Here is a 15,923-nt window from a genome sequence, read left to right as displayed (position 1 = left end):
GCGCTCTCATACGTATGGATCTCTCGATGCGGCGTGTTCTTTGTCTTGGTCTTCTCGGCGTGGTCAGCCTGTTGCCCGCCTGCTCCCCCGCCCCCTCCCCCGCGCCGAAAGCGGCCACCACCGAGACCGCCAAGGCCGATGAAATCGCGTGGCGCCACGGTGATGTCGACGACGCCTTCGCCGAGGCCCGCGACAGCGGCAAACCGGTGCTGCTGTACTGGGGTGCGGTGTGGTGCCCGCCCTGCAACCAGCTCAAGGCCACGCTGTTCAAGGATCCGGCCTTCATCGCGCTGACCCGGCAGTACGTGCCCGTCTATCTGGATGGCGACGAAGAAGGCGCGCAGGCCTGGGGCGAGCGGTTCGGCGTGCGCGGCTACCCGACGCTGATCGTGCTCGACCCCCAGCGCAACGAGCTCACCCGCCTGGCCGGCGGCAACGACAGTGAAGCGCTGACCCGCGCACTCACCCTGGCCGCCGGCCGCCGCACGGCGGTCAGCGAGGTGCTGCAGCATGCCTTGAGCGCACCCAGGGACGTCAGCGCCGACGACTGGCGCGTGCTCGGCGATTACGGCTGGGAAGTGGATGCCAATCGCCTTGCTGGTGAACGTGATGCAGCGTCATTGCTGCAGCAACTGGCCAAGGCGGCGCCCGAGCCTGCGCTGCAGCGGCGGTTCGCGTTACTGGCGCTCGGCGCCGGCAAGCCGGACAAGACACCCACACCGGCGCAACGCACCCGCACCCGCACCCTGCTCGATGCCGTTCTTGCAGCACCCGCGGAGGTCCGGGCCAATCGTGACCTGCTCGGCTACCAAGGCCCTGCCCTGGTGGCGCTGGCCAGTGCCACGCCGGAACAGGCGCAGCAGCTGGGAGTGCAGCTGCTCAAGGCGCTGGATGCCGCCGACCACGCACTCGGCGACAAGGCCGATGCGCGGCTGGGCACGGTGATCACCGAACTGGCCCTGCAGCGCGAGCAGCAGCCAGACCAGGCCATTCCGGCAGCGCTGAAGGCAAAGGCGGCGCAACGCGTCGCCGCCGCCGATGCGGCCGCGACCACACTGCACGAACGCCAAGCGACGATCAGCACCGCGGTGTACGTGCTGCGCCAGATCAACGACGACGCTTCGGCAGAGAAACTGCTGCTCGCCGAGCTTGATCGGAGTGAGACGCCGTACTACTACATGCCTGAACTGGCCGACCTTGCCGAAGAACGCGGCGACAAGGCCTCGGCCATCGCCTGGCTGCACAAGGCCTACCAGGGCGCACAGGGGCCGGCCACCCGCGTGCAGTGGGGCGTGCTGTTCGTGGAGGGTCTGCTGCGCCTGAGCCCGGATGATGCGGCGGCGATCGAGACCGCCACGGCCGAGGTCATCGCCGATCTCGCCGTGCAGCCGGCCGGCTACCACCAGCGCACCCGCCAGCGCTTCGAACGGCTCGGTGCCGCATTGCAGGCGTGGAGCCGCGAGCATCACGGCGCGGAGAGCCTCACCCGGCTGCAGGCGCGGATGACCGCAACGTGCGCAAAGGCGGCCACCTCCGACGACGGCAGCGCGGGCTGCGAGGGGTGGCTGAAGAGCTGATGCGGGGCGTCGCCTAGCCCTTGAGGCGCTCCTCCAGCGCATGCAGCCGCTGCAGATAGGGCGCGCCGGGCACCAGCTCTGCCTCCAGCAGTGGCTTGGCCTGCGCGATCTGCCGGCGCGCAGCCTCCCGCTCGCCGTTGGCCTGCAGCGCCTCGGCCAGTGGAACCCGGAAGCGCGCCACGGACGGCGCTTGCGCCCCGAACAACGCAACATTGCCGTCCAGCACCGCACGCCAACGGGTCGCCGCCAAGGCGGCCTGCCCGGCACGCAGCGCCGCTTCGGCCTGCATCTGGTGGTAGCGCAGTTGCAACGGCGGCGACATCGACGGCACGATCGGCGCCATCGCCAGCAGCGCCTGCTCTGCCTGCGCCGATTGCCCGCGCTGGATCATCCACTCGATCTCGCCAAGGTGCGAAATGCGCAGATCCGGCGCGTCGGCCGGGCTGATCCGCTGCCAGATCGGCAACACGCGCTGGATCAGCGGGCCGGCCTGGTCGGCACGACCGCTGCGCATCAGCAGCCGCGCCAGGTTCATCTCTGCCCGCAGGCTGGAGGGCTTGTCCGGCCCCAGCACCTGGCGGCGGATCGCCAGCGAGCGCCGATACAGCTGCTCCGCCTTGCCCATATCGCCGCGGGCTTCTTCCAGATTGGCGTAGTTGTTGAGGTTGATCGCGTGGTCGATGCTGTCTTCGCCACTGGTGAGCGCACTGATGCGCAGGCAGGTATCAAAGCCCTCCGCACTCTCCGTGTAACGGCCCAGATCCATGTGCAGCAACGCCAACTCGCAGTACGCCAGCGCCGTCCGGGAGCTGTCATGTCCATACAGCTGCAGGCTGAGGTCGCGCGATTTCAGCAGCAGCGGTGCAGCTTCGTTCGGCTTGCCGCCTTCCTGCAGGGTCATGGCCAGTGCGTGCAGGCCGTGCTGGTAATCGGCACTGGTCTCACTGCGGCGCCATTTGATCTCCAGCGAGTCGCGCAGCAGCTGCTCGGACTTGTCCAGCTCACCACGGTTGCGGTACATCAGCCCCATGTTCTGCATCACCGTCGCGGTGCCGCCTTCCGTGCCCGGCTCGCGAATAGTGCTGCGCATTGCCAGCGACTGCTGGAAGGCTGCCTCGCTCTCGGGATAGCGCTCCAGCTGGCTGTAGGCCAGGCCCAGCGAGTTCAGCACATGTGCGCGGGTGCGTGCATCGTCTTCGCGATCAAGCAGCTGCAGCGCACGTTCGGCGTACTTCAGGCCCTCCTCGCCCCGCTTGCCGTTGCTCATCTCCACCGACAGATCGCTGTAGGTCTGCGCCGCCAGGCGCGCGCGATCGACCGACGGCGATGCCAGGCCTTCAGCCGCGCTGCGCAGCAGCGTCTCGGCCTGCTTGGGCAGGCCGATGTTCTGGTACGCGCGCCCCAGCACGCTCTGCAGGCGCGCCCGCAACGCCGGCGAATCGGCCAGCTCCGCATCGACCTGCGCCGCGCTGGCATCGAGCACTGCGCGTGCACTGACATCTTCGGTGCCGCGTGCACCGCGCTCGCGCGGATCGGCGGCATCGAAGGCGGCGACCAGGAACTCGCTGACCTGCTCGGCGATCGCCGCTTCTTCCTGAGCGCGCGCACTGGATTCGCTCAATCGCCAGACGAAGCCGCCCGCCATGGCCGTCACCGCGACGGCCACGCCGGCCGCCTGCCAGTGCCGACGCAGCCACCGGTGCGTGCGGTAGCCCGCTCGCCCGCCTCGCGCCCGCACCGGGTGATGCGTCCGCCAGCGCTCGATGTCATCCGCCAGCGCCTCCACCGAGCCATAGCGCTGGGCGGGGTCACGTGCGCTGGCCTTGGCCGCGATCGCATCGAGGTCTCCCTCCAGGTGCTTTCGCCACGCGCACGATGGCCGCGCCCAGCGGCTGGGCAACGGAACCGCGGCACCCGCCGGCTGCCCATCATGGCCAAGCCGGCGATCGGCCAGCATCTCGACCAGGATCACACCGAGGCTGTACACGTCGGTGGTGACACCCACCGGCTCGCCCGCAATCAGTTCAGGGCTGGCGTAGACCGGCGTGTAGAAACGGTCGGCGCGGGACTCGGCTGCGCTGTCCAGCCAGCGTGCGATGCCGAAATCCAGCAGCACCGGCTCGTTGTCCGCGCGCACCAGGATATTGCTGGGCTTGAGATCGCAGTGCACGACCAGGCGTGCGTGCGCGGCCTGCACCGTACGGCAGATCCGAACGAACAGCTGCAGGCGCTGGGAAAGATCGAGCGGACGGTCACAGCAGGCGCGGTCCAGTGGCTCGCCGTCCACGTACTCCATCACCAGATAGGGTTGGCCGGAAGGGGTGCTGCCACCGTCGTACAACCGGGCGATGTTGGGGTGCTCCAGCCCGGCCAGCATCTGCCGCTCGGCGGCCAGGCGCTGGCTGATCTCGGTCGTCGCCAAGCCGCGAAGCAACTTGATCGCCACCCGTTGCTGGTAGGTCTCGTCAGCGCGCTCGGCGAGGAACACCGCTCCCATGCCGCCACTGGCCACGCGCCGGGTGAGCCGCCAAGGACCGATCCGTTCACCCACCTGCACATCCGGCTCGGCAAGCTGGACAATCAACTCGCGCAGGGGGCGCTGCGCGCTGTCCAGCGCCATGGTCTGCGCTTCCAGCAGCTCGATCACCTCATCCAGCAGGGCCGGATCGTTGGTCATCCGCCCCAGCTCGGTGCGCCACGCGGTCGGCGGCAGTTCGCACGCCGCATCGAACATCGTGCGCAGCTGCTGCCAGCGGTCATCCGTCATTGCCCCATCCCCCTGTCACGATAACGCCCCCGATTAGGCCAGGCGCTGATTGAGCCAAGCCTTCGCAAAGCGCAGATCGCGGTCGACCGTCGGCACCGACACCTCCAGCACGACCGCGATTTCCTGGCGGTCCATCCCGCCGAAATACATGTATTCCACCGCACGTGCGGCGCGCTCATCGTGCCCGGCGAGCTGGATCAACGCCTGGTGCAGCGCCAGGACCTCGTAGTCGCAGGTCGGCGCATAGGGCACGTCCTGATCAGCATGCGACAAGGTCAGGTTCCACGCCCCGGCCCCGCGCTTGGCTGCCGCGCCACTGCGCGCAAAATCCACCAGCACCGCGCGCATCTTCAAGGCCGCCAGCGCGAGGAAGTGCGCGCGATCCACGAACTCCACGTCCGAGCCCATCACCCGCAACAGCGCTTCATGCATCAACGCGGTCGGCCGCAGGGTCACGTCGGCATGGCGCTGGCCGATACGGGCTGCTGCCATCTCGCGCAGCGCGGGATAGATCAGATCAAACAGATGCGCCTGCGCCTGCGGATCCCCGCGCCGCCACCGGTGCAGCCACTGCGTGACATCGCCACTCATCATCCCCGCTCCCAAGACGCCAGCCTCTCCGGCCAGACGCCCCCGTCCCTGATGGCCGATGATAGCGCACGGGCGCCTTGGCACCAGCGCGCCGGCGGGGGGCGGGAACGGGGGGCGATCAGGCGCGCGGATGGGCCAGGGCGAAGTCCAGGCCAGCGCATACCGCCGCGACCTGTGCATCGTTGCATTCCTGCGGCGAGGTCCGCGGGCTGTCCGGGTACACCTCGGTGGTGGTGGCGTACAGCGCGTCGGTGAACCCGGCGCAGGCGCCGATCGAACGCGATTCGCCCCAGACCACGCCCGGTGACTGCAGCGGCATGCCGATCAGCTCGCCATTGGCGTCGGCGGGGGCGATGTGCGTGATCTTCTCCACCGCGGCGATCAACGCCTGCTGGAACGCCGGCTGCGGATCTTCGCTGTTGCCGATCACGTAGAAGCCATCGGGAATGATGTCCGGCACCAGGGCGATGCCATCGCGGGCGCAGCGCGCCGGATCGAACTCATGCAGATCGCTGTCGGTCGTTTCATGCAGGTCCAGGTGCACCAGCAGATCATCGCCACGCGCGGCCATCCAGCGCATCAACGAGGCCGCTTCTTCGATCTGGCCCTCACCGCGGAAGCTGCGGTTGGGATCGATCGCATCGGGATTCCAGCGCTGGATGCGCTCATAGCCCCACGGGCTGACGCAGGGCGCGACGATCAGATTGATACGGCCCGCATACGCCTCGGCATGCTGATCCAGGAACTGCAGCGCGCCATGCACGCCGCTGGTTTCATAGCCATGCACGCCGCCGGTCACCAGCGCGGTCGGCAGTGCCGGATCCCACGCATGGCTGACCACCGCAAACAGCGGGTAATGATCCGGCGCGTAGTCCAGCTGGCCGTACTGCACCACATCGAAACGCTCGCCCAGGCGCTCGAGCGCGGCCACCACATCGTCGTGGTAGCTGCGCTGGCGCTGCTGATTGGCGCGCCACTGGGCCCGTTCGGCATCGCCCCACGGCTGGCCGGGGGTGCCGATCGGATAAAAATGCGTGTTGCTCATGGCCGTACTCCAAGGAGAAATCCGGTCGCTGCGGCCGTTGGCTGCGTGCGACATTGCGGCAGACATTCTAGCTGCGGGCGGGCATCCGGCGCTGTGCGGACTACCAACGCTGACACGGAGAAAGAGGACCGGTTGCCCGGCCCTCTTCTCGTTCCACATCGACGGTCAGGCCGTCTGCGCCGCCTCATACCCGTTCAAGCGCATGTCACTGGACGCGCGCCCCTGGGTCAGCGAACGCAGCGAGGTGGTGTAGCCACCCAGTCGCGCCAGCGGTGCATAGCCGAGCACGTCCGCCTGCCCATCCTGGTCCTCGATCGAGGCCACCCGTCCGCTGCGACGGTTGAGGTCACCCACCACATCGCCGACATTGCCCGACGGCGCGTGGATGGCGATCTCCATCACCGGCTCCAGCAGCTGCGTGCCCGCCTGGGCCAGCGCCGCTTTCACCGCCTCGCTGCCGGCGCGATGGAAGGCCATGTCCGAGGAATCCTTGACGTGGGTCTGACCGTCGACCAGCGTCACCTCGATACCGACCACCGGATGGCCCAGCGGGCCTTCGCCGAGTGCAGCGCGAACGCCCTTCTCCACCGCGTTGACGAACCCGCGCGGGATCGCACCGCCGACGGTGCGGTCGACGAAGGTCACCTCACCATCCTCGCGCGGCGTCACATCGATCAGCACCTGGGCGAACTGGCCCTGGCCGCCGGTCTGCTTGGCGACCTTGCCTTCCACCCGCTGCACCGCACGCTTCGGCGTTTCCTGATAGGCCACACGCGGCTCGCCGGTGCGGATGGTGACGCCCCACTCCGTGCGCAGGCGCTCGACCATCACCTCCAGATGCAGCTCGCCCATGCCCCAGATCAGGGTTTCACCGCTGTCCGCATCGGTCTCGACACGGAACGACGGATCCTCCTGCGCCAAGCTGGCCAATCCTTGGCTGATGCGGATCAGGTCCGAGGCCTTCTCCGCCGTCAACCGCCATGCCAGCACCGCACGCTGCGCCTGGATCGTATCGAGCAGCAGCGGGCGCGAGGGTGCACTCAGCGTTTCACCGCTGACCGCATCCTTCCAGCCCAGCACCGCGACGATGTCACCGGCCACGGCCTGCTTGATGTCGTGGGTCTGGTCGGCCTGCACCCGCACCAGGCGACTGACCCGTCGCCCCTGCGGATGCTGCGAACTGGCCAGCGCGTCGCCCACCTTCAGCGTGCCCGAATACACCCGCACGAAGCTCAGCGCACCGTGGTTCTGGTGCGTGATCTTGAACAGCAACGCCGCAAGCGGGCCCTCCGGGTCCGGTGGCAGCAGCACCTCGCTGCCGTTCTCGGCGGCGACCACCGCCGGCCGATCCAGTGGCGAGGGCAGATAGTCGACCACCGCATCCAGCAGCGTCTCCACGCCCTTGCTCTTGAACGCGGAGCCGGCCAGCACCGGGACGCCCGCACCGGCCAGGGTGCCGCGACGGATCGCCGCGCGCAGCTGTGCGTTGTCGATCACCGTGCCTTCCAGCCACGCCTGTGCCAGCACGTCGTCGGCATCGGCCACGGCCTCGATCAGCGCCTCACGCTGCGGCAGCCACTGCGCCGCCTCATCGGTCGTCCAGGCATGCCGCAAGGCAGTGCCCTTGTCATCCCAATGCACGGTGCTGCGGTCGACCAGGTCCACCCAGCCATTGAACTGGCTTTCGGTCCCGATCGGCACGCCGAGCGCCCACGGCGTCGCACGCAGTTTCTCGCGCAGTTGAGTGAGCACACGTTCGAAGGACGCCCCGGTGCGGTCCATCTTGTTGGCGAATGCGATCAACGGCACCCCGTGGCGACGGGCCTGGCGCCAGACCGATTCGGACTGGGGCTGCACGCCGTCCACCGCGGAGAACACGGCGACCGCACCATCCAGCACGCGCAGGGACCGCTCCACTTCGATCGCGAAATCGATGTGGCCGGGGGTGTCGATCAGGGTCAGGTGATGGATGGGCTGGTCGCGCGGGGCCCAATGGGCCTGCACGGCGGCCGCGCCGATGGTGATGCCACGCTCGCGCTCGATCGCCGAGAAATCGGTGGTCGCCGCGCCGTCGTGCACCTCACCGACGCGATGGATCTCGCCGGTTTTCCACAGCAGTCGCTCGGTGAGCGTGGTCTTGCCGGCGTCGATGTGGGCAATGATGCCGAGGTTGCGCCGGAGGGTAAGGGTCTGGGTATGGGTGTTCATGGGATAGGTCTCGCTGCCAACATCGGGGAGCCGCACGCCGCCGTTGGCTAACGGGCGTGCGGCCAGGTTTGGGGCTCGGCGATCTGGTGCATGGCACGTTCTCCTTCAAACAGTTCTGCTGCGTGGAAACGAAAAGAGCGCCCGGTGGGCGCTCTGCGTGGGGTCCAGGGTGACCGGTGTTCCGGTCAGCAGCCTCGCACTCCGATTGGCAGACGCGCCCGTGCCGCGACATCGCGGGTCAGGGTAAAAAACGTCAGAAGCGGCATCGAAGTCATGAGGGTCACCTGGGGTGTAGCCGGCATTGTAGACCTCTGATGGCCGGCCACAAGCCCCAATTAGCACCACCATTGCAACACTGATCGTCATTTACACACATTTACACCATTCATGGCGGCGATGCTGGGTCGGCCCACCCCGCATGTGCGAATGTGTCGCAATTGCGAATGCGGCGACAATCCTTAAAATGAGGCCATATGCGTCGCCTTGACGACGCCCGCGAGGCTGGCGCCACCCGACCCCGGAAGCCGAGCCAGCACCCGCGCCCCCTTCCTCCGCGTTGTCGAGTTGTTGCCCATGCCCTGCTCCCTGACCCTGTATCCGCGCCGGTTGCGCCCCAACCTGCTGGCCCTGGCCTGTCTGGCCGCTGCGATCGTTCCCACCGCCCACGCCCAGACCGCCACCGATCTGGACGCCGTACGCGTCAATGCCTACCGGGCGGCCAACAGCACCAGCGGCGCGACCAAGACCAGCACCGCGCTGGCTGAAACCTCGCAGTCGGTCTCGGTGATCGAGCGCGCCGAACTGGATGCCCGTGGCGTGCAGTCGCTCAACGATGCGATGCGCTATGTCGCCGGCGTCAGCCTGGAAAGCTCGGGCATCGACAACCGCGTGGACGACTTCCGCATCCGCGGGTTCGATGCCGGCAGCTGGTCCAACAATGTGACCCTGGATGGCATGCGCGCGCCGCAGGGCAGTCAGTGGAACCGCAGCATGTTCGACAGCTGGAACCTGGAGCGCGTGGAAGTGCTCAAGGGCCCATCTGCCGTGATGTACGGCCAGGTGGCCCCGGGGGGCATGGTCAACCAGGTCAGCAAGACGCCGACGCCGGATCAGGTGCAGCAACTGCGCCTGGGCGTGGATGCGAATGGCCAGTACAGCACTGCCTTTGACGTGGGCGCCGGCACGGCCGGTGATGATCACCTGTTCCGCCTGGTCGGCCTCTATCGCGACGGCCAGACTCAGATCAAGCGCACTGAGCAGGAACACTGGTTCCTCGCGCCCAGCTACACCTGGCAGCTCGCCGAGCGCACCCGCCTGACCCTGCTGGGCCTGTACCAGAAGGACGATGGCGGCTCGACCTACCAGTTCCTGCCGGCCGCCGGCACGCTCCATCCGACGGCGTCGGGCTACATGAAGAACAGCACCTTCATCGGTGAGCCGGACTGGAACACCTTCAACCGCACGCTGTGGACGGCCGGCTGGATGTTCGAGCACCAGTTCAACGACCACCTCACGCTGACCCAGAGCGCGCGCCGCACGCATGTCGATTCGCTGTTCCGCAGCGTGGTCACCTTCGGCGCACTCAATGCCGATGGCCGTACCCAGAACCGTCGCGGCGTCATGGGCACCGGCGACTCCGATGGCGATACCTTCGATACCCGCCTGCAGGCGCGTTTCAGCACCGGCGCGGTGGATCACACCGTGCTGCTCGGCTGGGACTGGCAGCGTGCGGACTGGGAGGGCGTGCGCAGTGCCATGAGCAGCCCGCGCCCGATCGACATCTTCAACCCGGTGTATTCGACCTACCGCCCGACGGTGAGCACGGAAACCCCGACCGCCGGCATCAACCGGCAGAGCGGCGTGTATCTGCAGGACCAGCTGGCGCTCGGCAACTGGCGGATGACGTTCGGCGGCCGCTACGACTGGACCAAGGACGACAGCAGCAGCGCCAACCGCAATATCGCCACCGGCATCTCCACGCCGGGCGGGCGCAATGTGATCAAGAGCGAGGCCTTCACCGGTCGCGCGGGCGTGCTGTATGTATTCGAGAACGGTCTGACCCCGTATGTGAGCTACGCCGAATCGTTCCAGCCGTCGACCAAATCGCCGTTGGACAGCTTCACCCAGACCGCATTCGAGCCAGTGACCGGCTCGCAGTGGGAAGCCGGCCTGAAGTATCAGCCCGCCTCGGTGGATGGCCTGGTGACACTGTCGGTGTACGACCTGCGCCAGCAGAACATGATCGTGGATGATCCAGTGGCGTCGCATCGCAACTGCGGCGCGACCGGCACCGCCACCTGCTCGATCCAGGGCGACGAGGGCCGCGTGCGCGGCATTGAACTGGAAGGCCGGATCACGCCGATCGAGGGCTTCAGCCTGATCGGCGCCGCGTCCCGAATGGACTCGGAGATGACCCGTTCGGCGCCTTACCAGGGCAAGGAACTGGCGATGGTGCCCGACTACAGCGCCTCGTTCTGGGCGGACTACACCTTCCAGGCCGGTGCGCTGCAGGGCCTGAGCCTGGCCGCGGGCGCGCGCTACAACGGCGTCAGCTACGGCGACAGCGCCAACCTGTACCGGATCCCGTCCTACACGCTGTTCGATGCGGCGATCCGCTATGACGTGGGCCAGATCGGCAGCACCCAGGTGCAGCTGGCACTCAACGCCAGCAACCTGGCTGACAAGCGTTTCGTATCGACCTGCACCGGCGTGTCGTCGTGCTACTACGGCAGCGGCCGCACCGTGATGGCGACCGCGCGCTTCGGCTGGTAATCCTTCATCGACGGGGCCGGCCACTGGCCGGCCCCGTCACACCGTCAGCGCGCCGGTCACCACCCCCAACGGAACCAAGCTGGCATGAGGCCAGTAAAGTGCGAGTTCGCCTCGCGGTTTCGGGCTGCTTACGACATCTCTTGCTCATATATCAGCAAGATCGGTATCGGCACTTTCATTTTTCTGGGCGTCCGTAATACCTGTTTCGATTCTGCGCCTACATCGGTATTTCTCAATGCCATGACGCTAAATATCGGCGTGCCACGCAGCAGCGGGTATTAATGGGGAGTTCATTGCCAAACACAGACCTTCGAGCAACCGGGGGCTACACCCCACCCACCGAAGGAACCTGCGATGAAATCGATTGTTGTCACGCTTGCCATGTCAGCGGCGCTGGTGAGCCTTGCCGGCTGCTCGCATTTTGATGATGGCAGGCACCACGGCAGCCAGGCGTCCGAACGCGCCCGTGCGCCCGAACGCGCCAATGTGTCCGAACGCCCCCGTGTGTCCGAACGCCCCCGCGTGGGAGAAGAGGCACGCGTCATTCGCAGCCGCGATGACTACCGGCAATGACGCGCTGAGCATCAGCGTCGTTGGTCGTGTCGGCCGCTCGCGGGCACCGGCGACATCGCGATGGCGCCGGGGTAACTCCCGGCGCTACGCGTCGGTCACCACCACCAACGGAACATCGCGCTGCGGATGCCGCAGCACCAGCACCGGCTGCTGGTAGACACGCTCGATGTGCTCGCGCGTCAGCACCTCGGTCGGCGTGCCATCGGCCGCCACGCGACCCTGTTCCAGCAACACGATCCGGTCCGCATACGCGGCGGCCAGATTCAGATCATGCAACACCACGATCACGCAGGCGCCGGCATCGGCCAGGTCGCGGACCGCGCGCAGCGTGCGCTCCTGATGACGTAGATCCAGGGCAGCCGTCGGCTCATCCAGCAGCAGCAACGGGGTGTCCTGGGTCAGCACACGAGCGAAGGTCGTGCGCGCCGCCTCGCCACCGGAGAGGTGTTCCACTTCCCGCTCGATCAACGCATGCAGGTCCGCCCGCGCCAGCGCGTCGGCGATGCAGGCGGCATCTTTGACCGGATCCGGCGGATGCGGCAGCCGCCCCATCGCCACCACTTCATGCACACGGAAGGCGAACCGCACGGCGTGCTCCTGCGGCATGACCGCGCGCTCGCGTGCCAGCGGCTTGGCTTTCCAGTCCGTCAGCGCCTGCCCACGCAGCAGCACCTTGCCCTGCTCCGCCTCCAGATCGCCTGCGGCCACCGCCAACAACGTCGACTTGCCCGCACCGTTCGGCCCGACCAGCGCCGTCACCGTGCCCGGGACGAAATCCAGCGTGATGTCATCCAGAATGCGCCGCGCGCCGCGGCTCAACTGCACCGACTGGAGTTGCAGCAGCGCGCTCATGCGCCACTCCGGTGGCGCTGACGCATCACCAGCCATAGGAAGAACGGCGCACCCAGCGCGGCCGAGAACAGGCCCAGCGGAATCTCCGACGGTGGATCCAGCGTGCGTGCGGCGGTATCGGCCACCACGATCAGCAACGCACCGGCGACGGCCGAGACCGGCAGCAGCCAGCGATGGCCGGGGCCGACCAGCAGACGCACAACGTGCGGCACCACCAGACCCACGAAGCCGATCGAGCCGGCAAAGGCGACGGCGGCACCGACCAGCAGCGCGCTGAAGGCAATCAACTTGAGCCGCGTGCGCTTCACATCCAGCCCCAGGTGCTGGGCCTGGCGCTCACCGAGCGCGAGCATGTCCAAGGGGGTGGCCAGCCGCAGCAGCGCGATCGTGCCGAGCACGAACACCGGTGCCACCGCGACCACATCCATCCAGTCGGCCTGGGCCAACGAGCCCATCTGCCAGAACACCAGCGATTGCAGCTCGCTCTCGCTGGCGATGTAGGTCAGGAACCCGATCATCGCCGAGCAGAATGCCGCGATCGCAATGCCGACCAGCAGCAATGTCGCCGTGCCGGTGCCCTGCCCCGGCCGCGCCAGCAGATACGTCAAGGTGATCGCGCCACCGGCACCGGCGAACGCCGCCAGCGGCAGCGTCCACACACCGAAGGCGCCGGCACCCAGCACGATCGCCGAGACCGCGCCCAAGGCAGCGCCCTGGGTCACGCCGACAATGCCGGGGTCGGCCAGCGGATTACCGAACAACCCCTGCAGGCTCGCACCGGCCATCGCCAGTGCGGCGCCCACCATCGCACCCAGCAAGGCACGCGGAATGCGCAGCTGCCAGACCACCGCCAGATCGCGGGTACTGACGCTGGCTGGATCGGCCAGCCCCAGCTTCACGCCGATCGCCTGCAGCACCTCCATCGGCGGCAGCCGCAACGGGCCCACGGCGAACGAGGCAATGACGGCGATCAGCAACCCCACCGCCGCCCAGATCAATACGGTCGCGCCGCGCCGGCGCGCAGGACTCAATACCGCCATGCCTCAGGCACTCACGGGCGCGGAACGGTTGCAAATGCCGCGGCCAGCGCCACCGCACCACTGCCCGAGGCGACGCTGGCGGACTTCAACTCCACATCCGGCATCACCCACACGCGGTTGGCCGCACCGGCCGGCGTCTGCCGGAGCGTCGGATAGGCGCGCCACAGCCCGGCCTGCCCACCAAACAGGGCCAGATCGTTCTCGGTCACCAGGATGACATCGGGCGCCGCAGCCACCACGCCCTCGTTGCTCAGCGCGGAATAATTGGCGACCCCGGCTTCGTCGCCGATGTTGATGCCACCGGCCAGCGTGATCAGCTTGCCCGAGGCGCTGTCCGAGCCGGCCACCGTCGGCGCGCCGCCGGCACCGGTCGCGGACACGTGGATCACGCGCGGGTGCCATGCCAATGCGGCACCACTGGCCTTGGCCGCATCCAACTGCGACTGCACTTTCGTGGCCAGCGCGTCACCCTGCTCGGCCATGCCGACCGCGGCGGCGACCTTGCGCACCTTGTCCGCGGCCGGCTGCAGATCGTCGACGATCACCGCCGCTTCGCCTGCACCGCGCAGCTTGGCGGCCAGATCGGAATGGCGGCGCAGGCTGTTGCCCAGGAACAGGGTGCCCTGCAGGCTCAACACGCCTTCCACACCGGTGGTGCGGTTGAACAGAAATTGTTGGGGGGCCTTGCGGCCGGACGCGGTAGCCGAGCGCAGCGGCGCGGCGTACACCTGATCGTCCAGGCCGAGCGCTTCGAGCACCGCGATGATGTCATCGCCACCGGCAATGATCTTGGAGGTATCAGTCACCGTCGTGGCCACACCGTCATCGGAGGTGACCTGTGCCGGCAACTGCTGCGTGGCGCCTTCGATGTCGGGCACGTCCACGCCCACCACACGCTGCCAGCCCTCCGGCAACGCTCCGGCGGTCTGCGCGGCCGATGCGGCGGCGGTATCGGTGGAAGGTGCAGCAGGCTCTTTCGAGCAGCCGGCAATCACCGCGACCAGGGACAGCGCCAGCAGGCTGCGGCGGACAACAATCGACTTCATGGCAGTTCCTCTTCCATCAGAACGGCGGGGCTGTTCGCCCCGCCGCCAGTGCAACGCACTGCGCGAACCTCAGTTCGCGCGGGTGCTGATGCGGGTGATGCGGTCGCCCTTGGGATCCTGGGCATCACGCGACTTGTTGACGGCAAACACGTTGCCCTTGCCATCTTCACGCACGTGGTTGGGGAAGGTACCGCCATCCAGGTTGCCGACCACCTTGCCGTTGCCGTCGACCACGGTCACCGTGCCAGCGCCGCGATTGGTGACATAGGCCAGCTTGGACACCGGCTCGAAGGCGACGTTCAGCGCACCCGCGCCCACCGGCACGTCATGCAGCACCTTGCCGCTGGCGACATCGACGATCAGCAGGTTGTCGGTGCCCTGCGAAGCCACGTACAGCCGGCCCGCCGCGGCATCGTAGGCGACGCCGGAGGCGCTGATCGCGTTGCCCAGATCGATCACCTTCTCCACCTTGCCGGTGGTGGTGTCGATCACCGCCGCTTCCGGTGTGCCGATGCTGACGGTGAACAGCTTGCCGGACGCTTCATCCAGCACCAGGCTCATCGGGACGAACTTCTTGTCGTCCACGCCCGAGGCCAGGGTGATCGGCTCCAGCGGCTGCAAGGTGCGGGCATCGAACACCGAGAGATGATCCTCACCGGCGGCCGAAGCGAACACCTTGCCATGACGACCATCGACCACGATGTCGCGGGCATGCGGTACGGCACCGACATCGAACTGGCGCACCAGCGACAGATCCTTCTGGCGATACACGGCCACGGTGTCCTGGCGGGTATTGGTGACCCACACGTTGCCGTTGGCATCATCCACGCCCACGCCATAGACCGCGAATACCGCGCCGCCCTTGCCGCCGGGCACTTCAGCCGGGGTGATCTTGGCCGTGACCTTCAGCGTCTTCGGGTCCAGCTTGAGCAGCTGCGACTGGGTGACCGGCGGGCGACCGACGGCAGCGGTGACGAACACCGCATTGCTGGCCGCGCTGTACGCGGACTGGTACAGGCCCTGAACCAGTTTGGCCGAGGTCTGGTTGAAGTTCTGCTGGCCGCTCAGCGGCAGGTTCGGCGAGACGCGCAGCGACAGCACCGTCGCCGCGGACGGCTGGCTGGCACGCACGATCACCGGCTGCTGACCGGGCACGGCATCGGCCGGAATCGCGACGTTGCCCTTGAAGTTGCCCTCGGCATCGACCACGTACGGGGTGGCATTGAGCACCGTCTCACCGCGCAGCAGGGTGACCTGCTGGCCCGGCACGAACTGGCGGCCGATCACCTCGGCATCGCTGCCCGGCACCACGTTCTGGCCGCGGCTGACTACTTCACCACGGAAACCGTTGGCTGGGGCATCGAACACCGGCTGGGCGAACACGGCCGGGCTGGCCAGCGACAGCGCAAGGGCCAGGGTGGCGACGCGCGGGAGGGTTTTCAGGGTGTACAT

11 protein-coding genes are annotated in these 15,923 nt (G+C 67.7%); 3 read left to right on the top strand and 8 right to left on the bottom strand.

Features of this window, described 5'->3' with window-relative positions:
- The first annotated feature begins 26 nt into the window (after positions 1–26).
- The gene (locus BCL79_RS01270) at positions 27–1,577 is read left to right on the top strand and encodes a thioredoxin family protein (RefSeq protein ID WP_121036803.1); all 1,551 of its coding nucleotides are present in this window, start codon (positions 27–29) and stop codon (positions 1,575–1,577) included.
- 13 nt (positions 1,578–1,590) lie between these two features.
- On the opposite strand, the gene BCL79_RS01265 is transcribed toward BCL79_RS01270, so the two are convergent.
- From BCL79_RS01265 to fusA, 4 genes are all read right to left on the bottom strand, one after another.
- Positions 1,591–4,344: a serine/threonine-protein kinase gene (locus BCL79_RS01265; RefSeq protein ID WP_121036802.1), complete on the bottom strand. Its 2,754-nt coding sequence runs from the start codon at positions 4,342–4,344 to the stop codon at positions 1,591–1,593.
- Positions 4,345–4,377: 33 nt separating this feature from the next.
- Positions 4,378–4,935: an ECF-type sigma factor gene (locus BCL79_RS01260; protein WP_183073619.1), complete on the bottom strand. Its 558-nt coding sequence runs from the start codon at positions 4,933–4,935 to the stop codon at positions 4,378–4,380.
- A gap of 118 nt (positions 4,936–5,053) precedes the next feature.
- Positions 5,054–5,980, bottom strand: a complete 927-nt coding sequence (locus BCL79_RS01255; RefSeq protein WP_121036800.1) for a M14 family metallopeptidase — start codon at positions 5,978–5,980, stop codon at positions 5,054–5,056.
- 165 nt (positions 5,981–6,145) lie between these two features.
- Positions 6,146–8,188 (bottom strand): elongation factor G, encoded by a 2,043-nt coding sequence (gene fusA / locus BCL79_RS01250; RefSeq protein ID WP_121036799.1) that lies wholly within the window; start codon positions 8,186–8,188, stop codon positions 6,146–6,148.
- Positions 8,189–8,761: 573 nt separating this feature from the next.
- Between fusA and BCL79_RS01245 the strand changes: the two genes are divergently transcribed.
- Together BCL79_RS01245 and BCL79_RS01240 are read left to right on the top strand one after the other, a co-directional pair.
- Entirely contained in the window at positions 8,762–10,960 is a 2,199-nt protein-coding gene (locus BCL79_RS01245; RefSeq protein ID WP_259462069.1) for a TonB-dependent siderophore receptor, read from the top strand.
- Positions 10,961–11,314: 354 nt separating this feature from the next.
- Positions 11,315–11,533, top strand: coding sequence for a hypothetical protein (locus tag BCL79_RS01240; protein ID WP_121036798.1), 219 nt, complete (start codon positions 11,315–11,317; stop codon positions 11,531–11,533).
- Between the two features lie 84 nt (positions 11,534–11,617).
- Here BCL79_RS01240 and BCL79_RS01235 read toward each other — a convergent pair whose 3' ends face one another.
- The 4 genes from BCL79_RS01235 to BCL79_RS01220 form a co-directional block, all read right to left on the bottom strand.
- A complete protein-coding gene (locus BCL79_RS01235; RefSeq protein WP_121036797.1) occupies positions 11,618–12,385 on the bottom strand; it encodes a heme ABC transporter ATP-binding protein in 768 nt (255 codons plus the stop codon).
- Complete coding sequence (locus BCL79_RS01230; RefSeq protein ID WP_121041050.1) at positions 12,382–13,416, bottom strand: FecCD family ABC transporter permease; 1,035 nt, start codon at positions 13,414–13,416, stop codon at positions 12,382–12,384. Before BCL79_RS01230 ends, BCL79_RS01235 begins: the two co-directional genes overlap by 4 nt.
- A 20-nt stretch (positions 13,417–13,436) precedes the next feature.
- Complete coding sequence (locus BCL79_RS01225; RefSeq protein WP_121036796.1) at positions 13,437–14,471, bottom strand: heme/hemin ABC transporter substrate-binding protein; 1,035 nt, start codon at positions 14,469–14,471, stop codon at positions 13,437–13,439.
- Between the two features lie 69 nt (positions 14,472–14,540).
- Positions 14,541–15,923: a YncE family protein gene (locus BCL79_RS01220; RefSeq protein WP_121036795.1), complete on the bottom strand. Its 1,383-nt coding sequence runs from the start codon at positions 15,921–15,923 to the stop codon at positions 14,541–14,543.

Origin of the sequence: Stenotrophomonas rhizophila, assembly GCF_003651185.1 — a bacterium.
Classification (GTDB): Bacteria; Pseudomonadota; Gammaproteobacteria; order Xanthomonadales; family Xanthomonadaceae; genus Stenotrophomonas; species Stenotrophomonas maltophilia_Z.
Note: the sequence above shows the minus strand (reverse complement) of the source record. Positions and strands in the feature narration are given on the sequence as shown.

What these genes read in the sequence shown, in the direction of transcription:
- BCL79_RS01235 (WP_121036797.1), bottom strand. Translation starts at nt 12,385, where the DNA reads ATGAGCGCGCTGCTGCAACTCCAGTCGGTGCAGTTGAGCCGCGGCGCG.
- fusA (WP_121036799.1), bottom strand. Translation starts at nt 8,188, where the DNA reads ATGAACACCCATACCCAGACCCTTACCCTCCGGCGCAACCTCGGCATC.
- BCL79_RS01255 (WP_121036800.1), bottom strand. Translation starts at nt 5,980, where the DNA reads ATGAGCAACACGCATTTTTATCCGATCGGCACCCCCGGCCAGCCGTGG.
- BCL79_RS01270 (WP_121036803.1), top strand. Translation starts at nt 27, where the DNA reads ATGCGGCGTGTTCTTTGTCTTGGTCTTCTCGGCGTGGTCAGCCTGTTG.
- BCL79_RS01245 (WP_259462069.1), top strand. Translation starts at nt 8,762, where the DNA reads ATGCCCTGCTCCCTGACCCTGTATCCGCGCCGGTTGCGCCCCAACCTG.
- BCL79_RS01260 (WP_183073619.1), bottom strand. Translation starts at nt 4,935, where the DNA reads ATGAGTGGCGATGTCACGCAGTGGCTGCACCGGTGGCGGCGCGGGGAT.
- BCL79_RS01225 (WP_121036796.1), bottom strand. Translation starts at nt 14,471, where the DNA reads ATGAAGTCGATTGTTGTCCGCCGCAGCCTGCTGGCGCTGTCCCTGGTC.
- BCL79_RS01220 (WP_121036795.1), bottom strand. Translation starts at nt 15,923, where the DNA reads ATGTACACCCTGAAAACCCTCCCGCGCGTCGCCACCCTGGCCCTTGCG.
- BCL79_RS01240 (WP_121036798.1), top strand. Translation starts at nt 11,315, where the DNA reads ATGAAATCGATTGTTGTCACGCTTGCCATGTCAGCGGCGCTGGTGAGC.
- BCL79_RS01265 (WP_121036802.1), bottom strand. Translation starts at nt 4,344, where the DNA reads ATGACGGATGACCGCTGGCAGCAGCTGCGCACGATGTTCGATGCGGCG.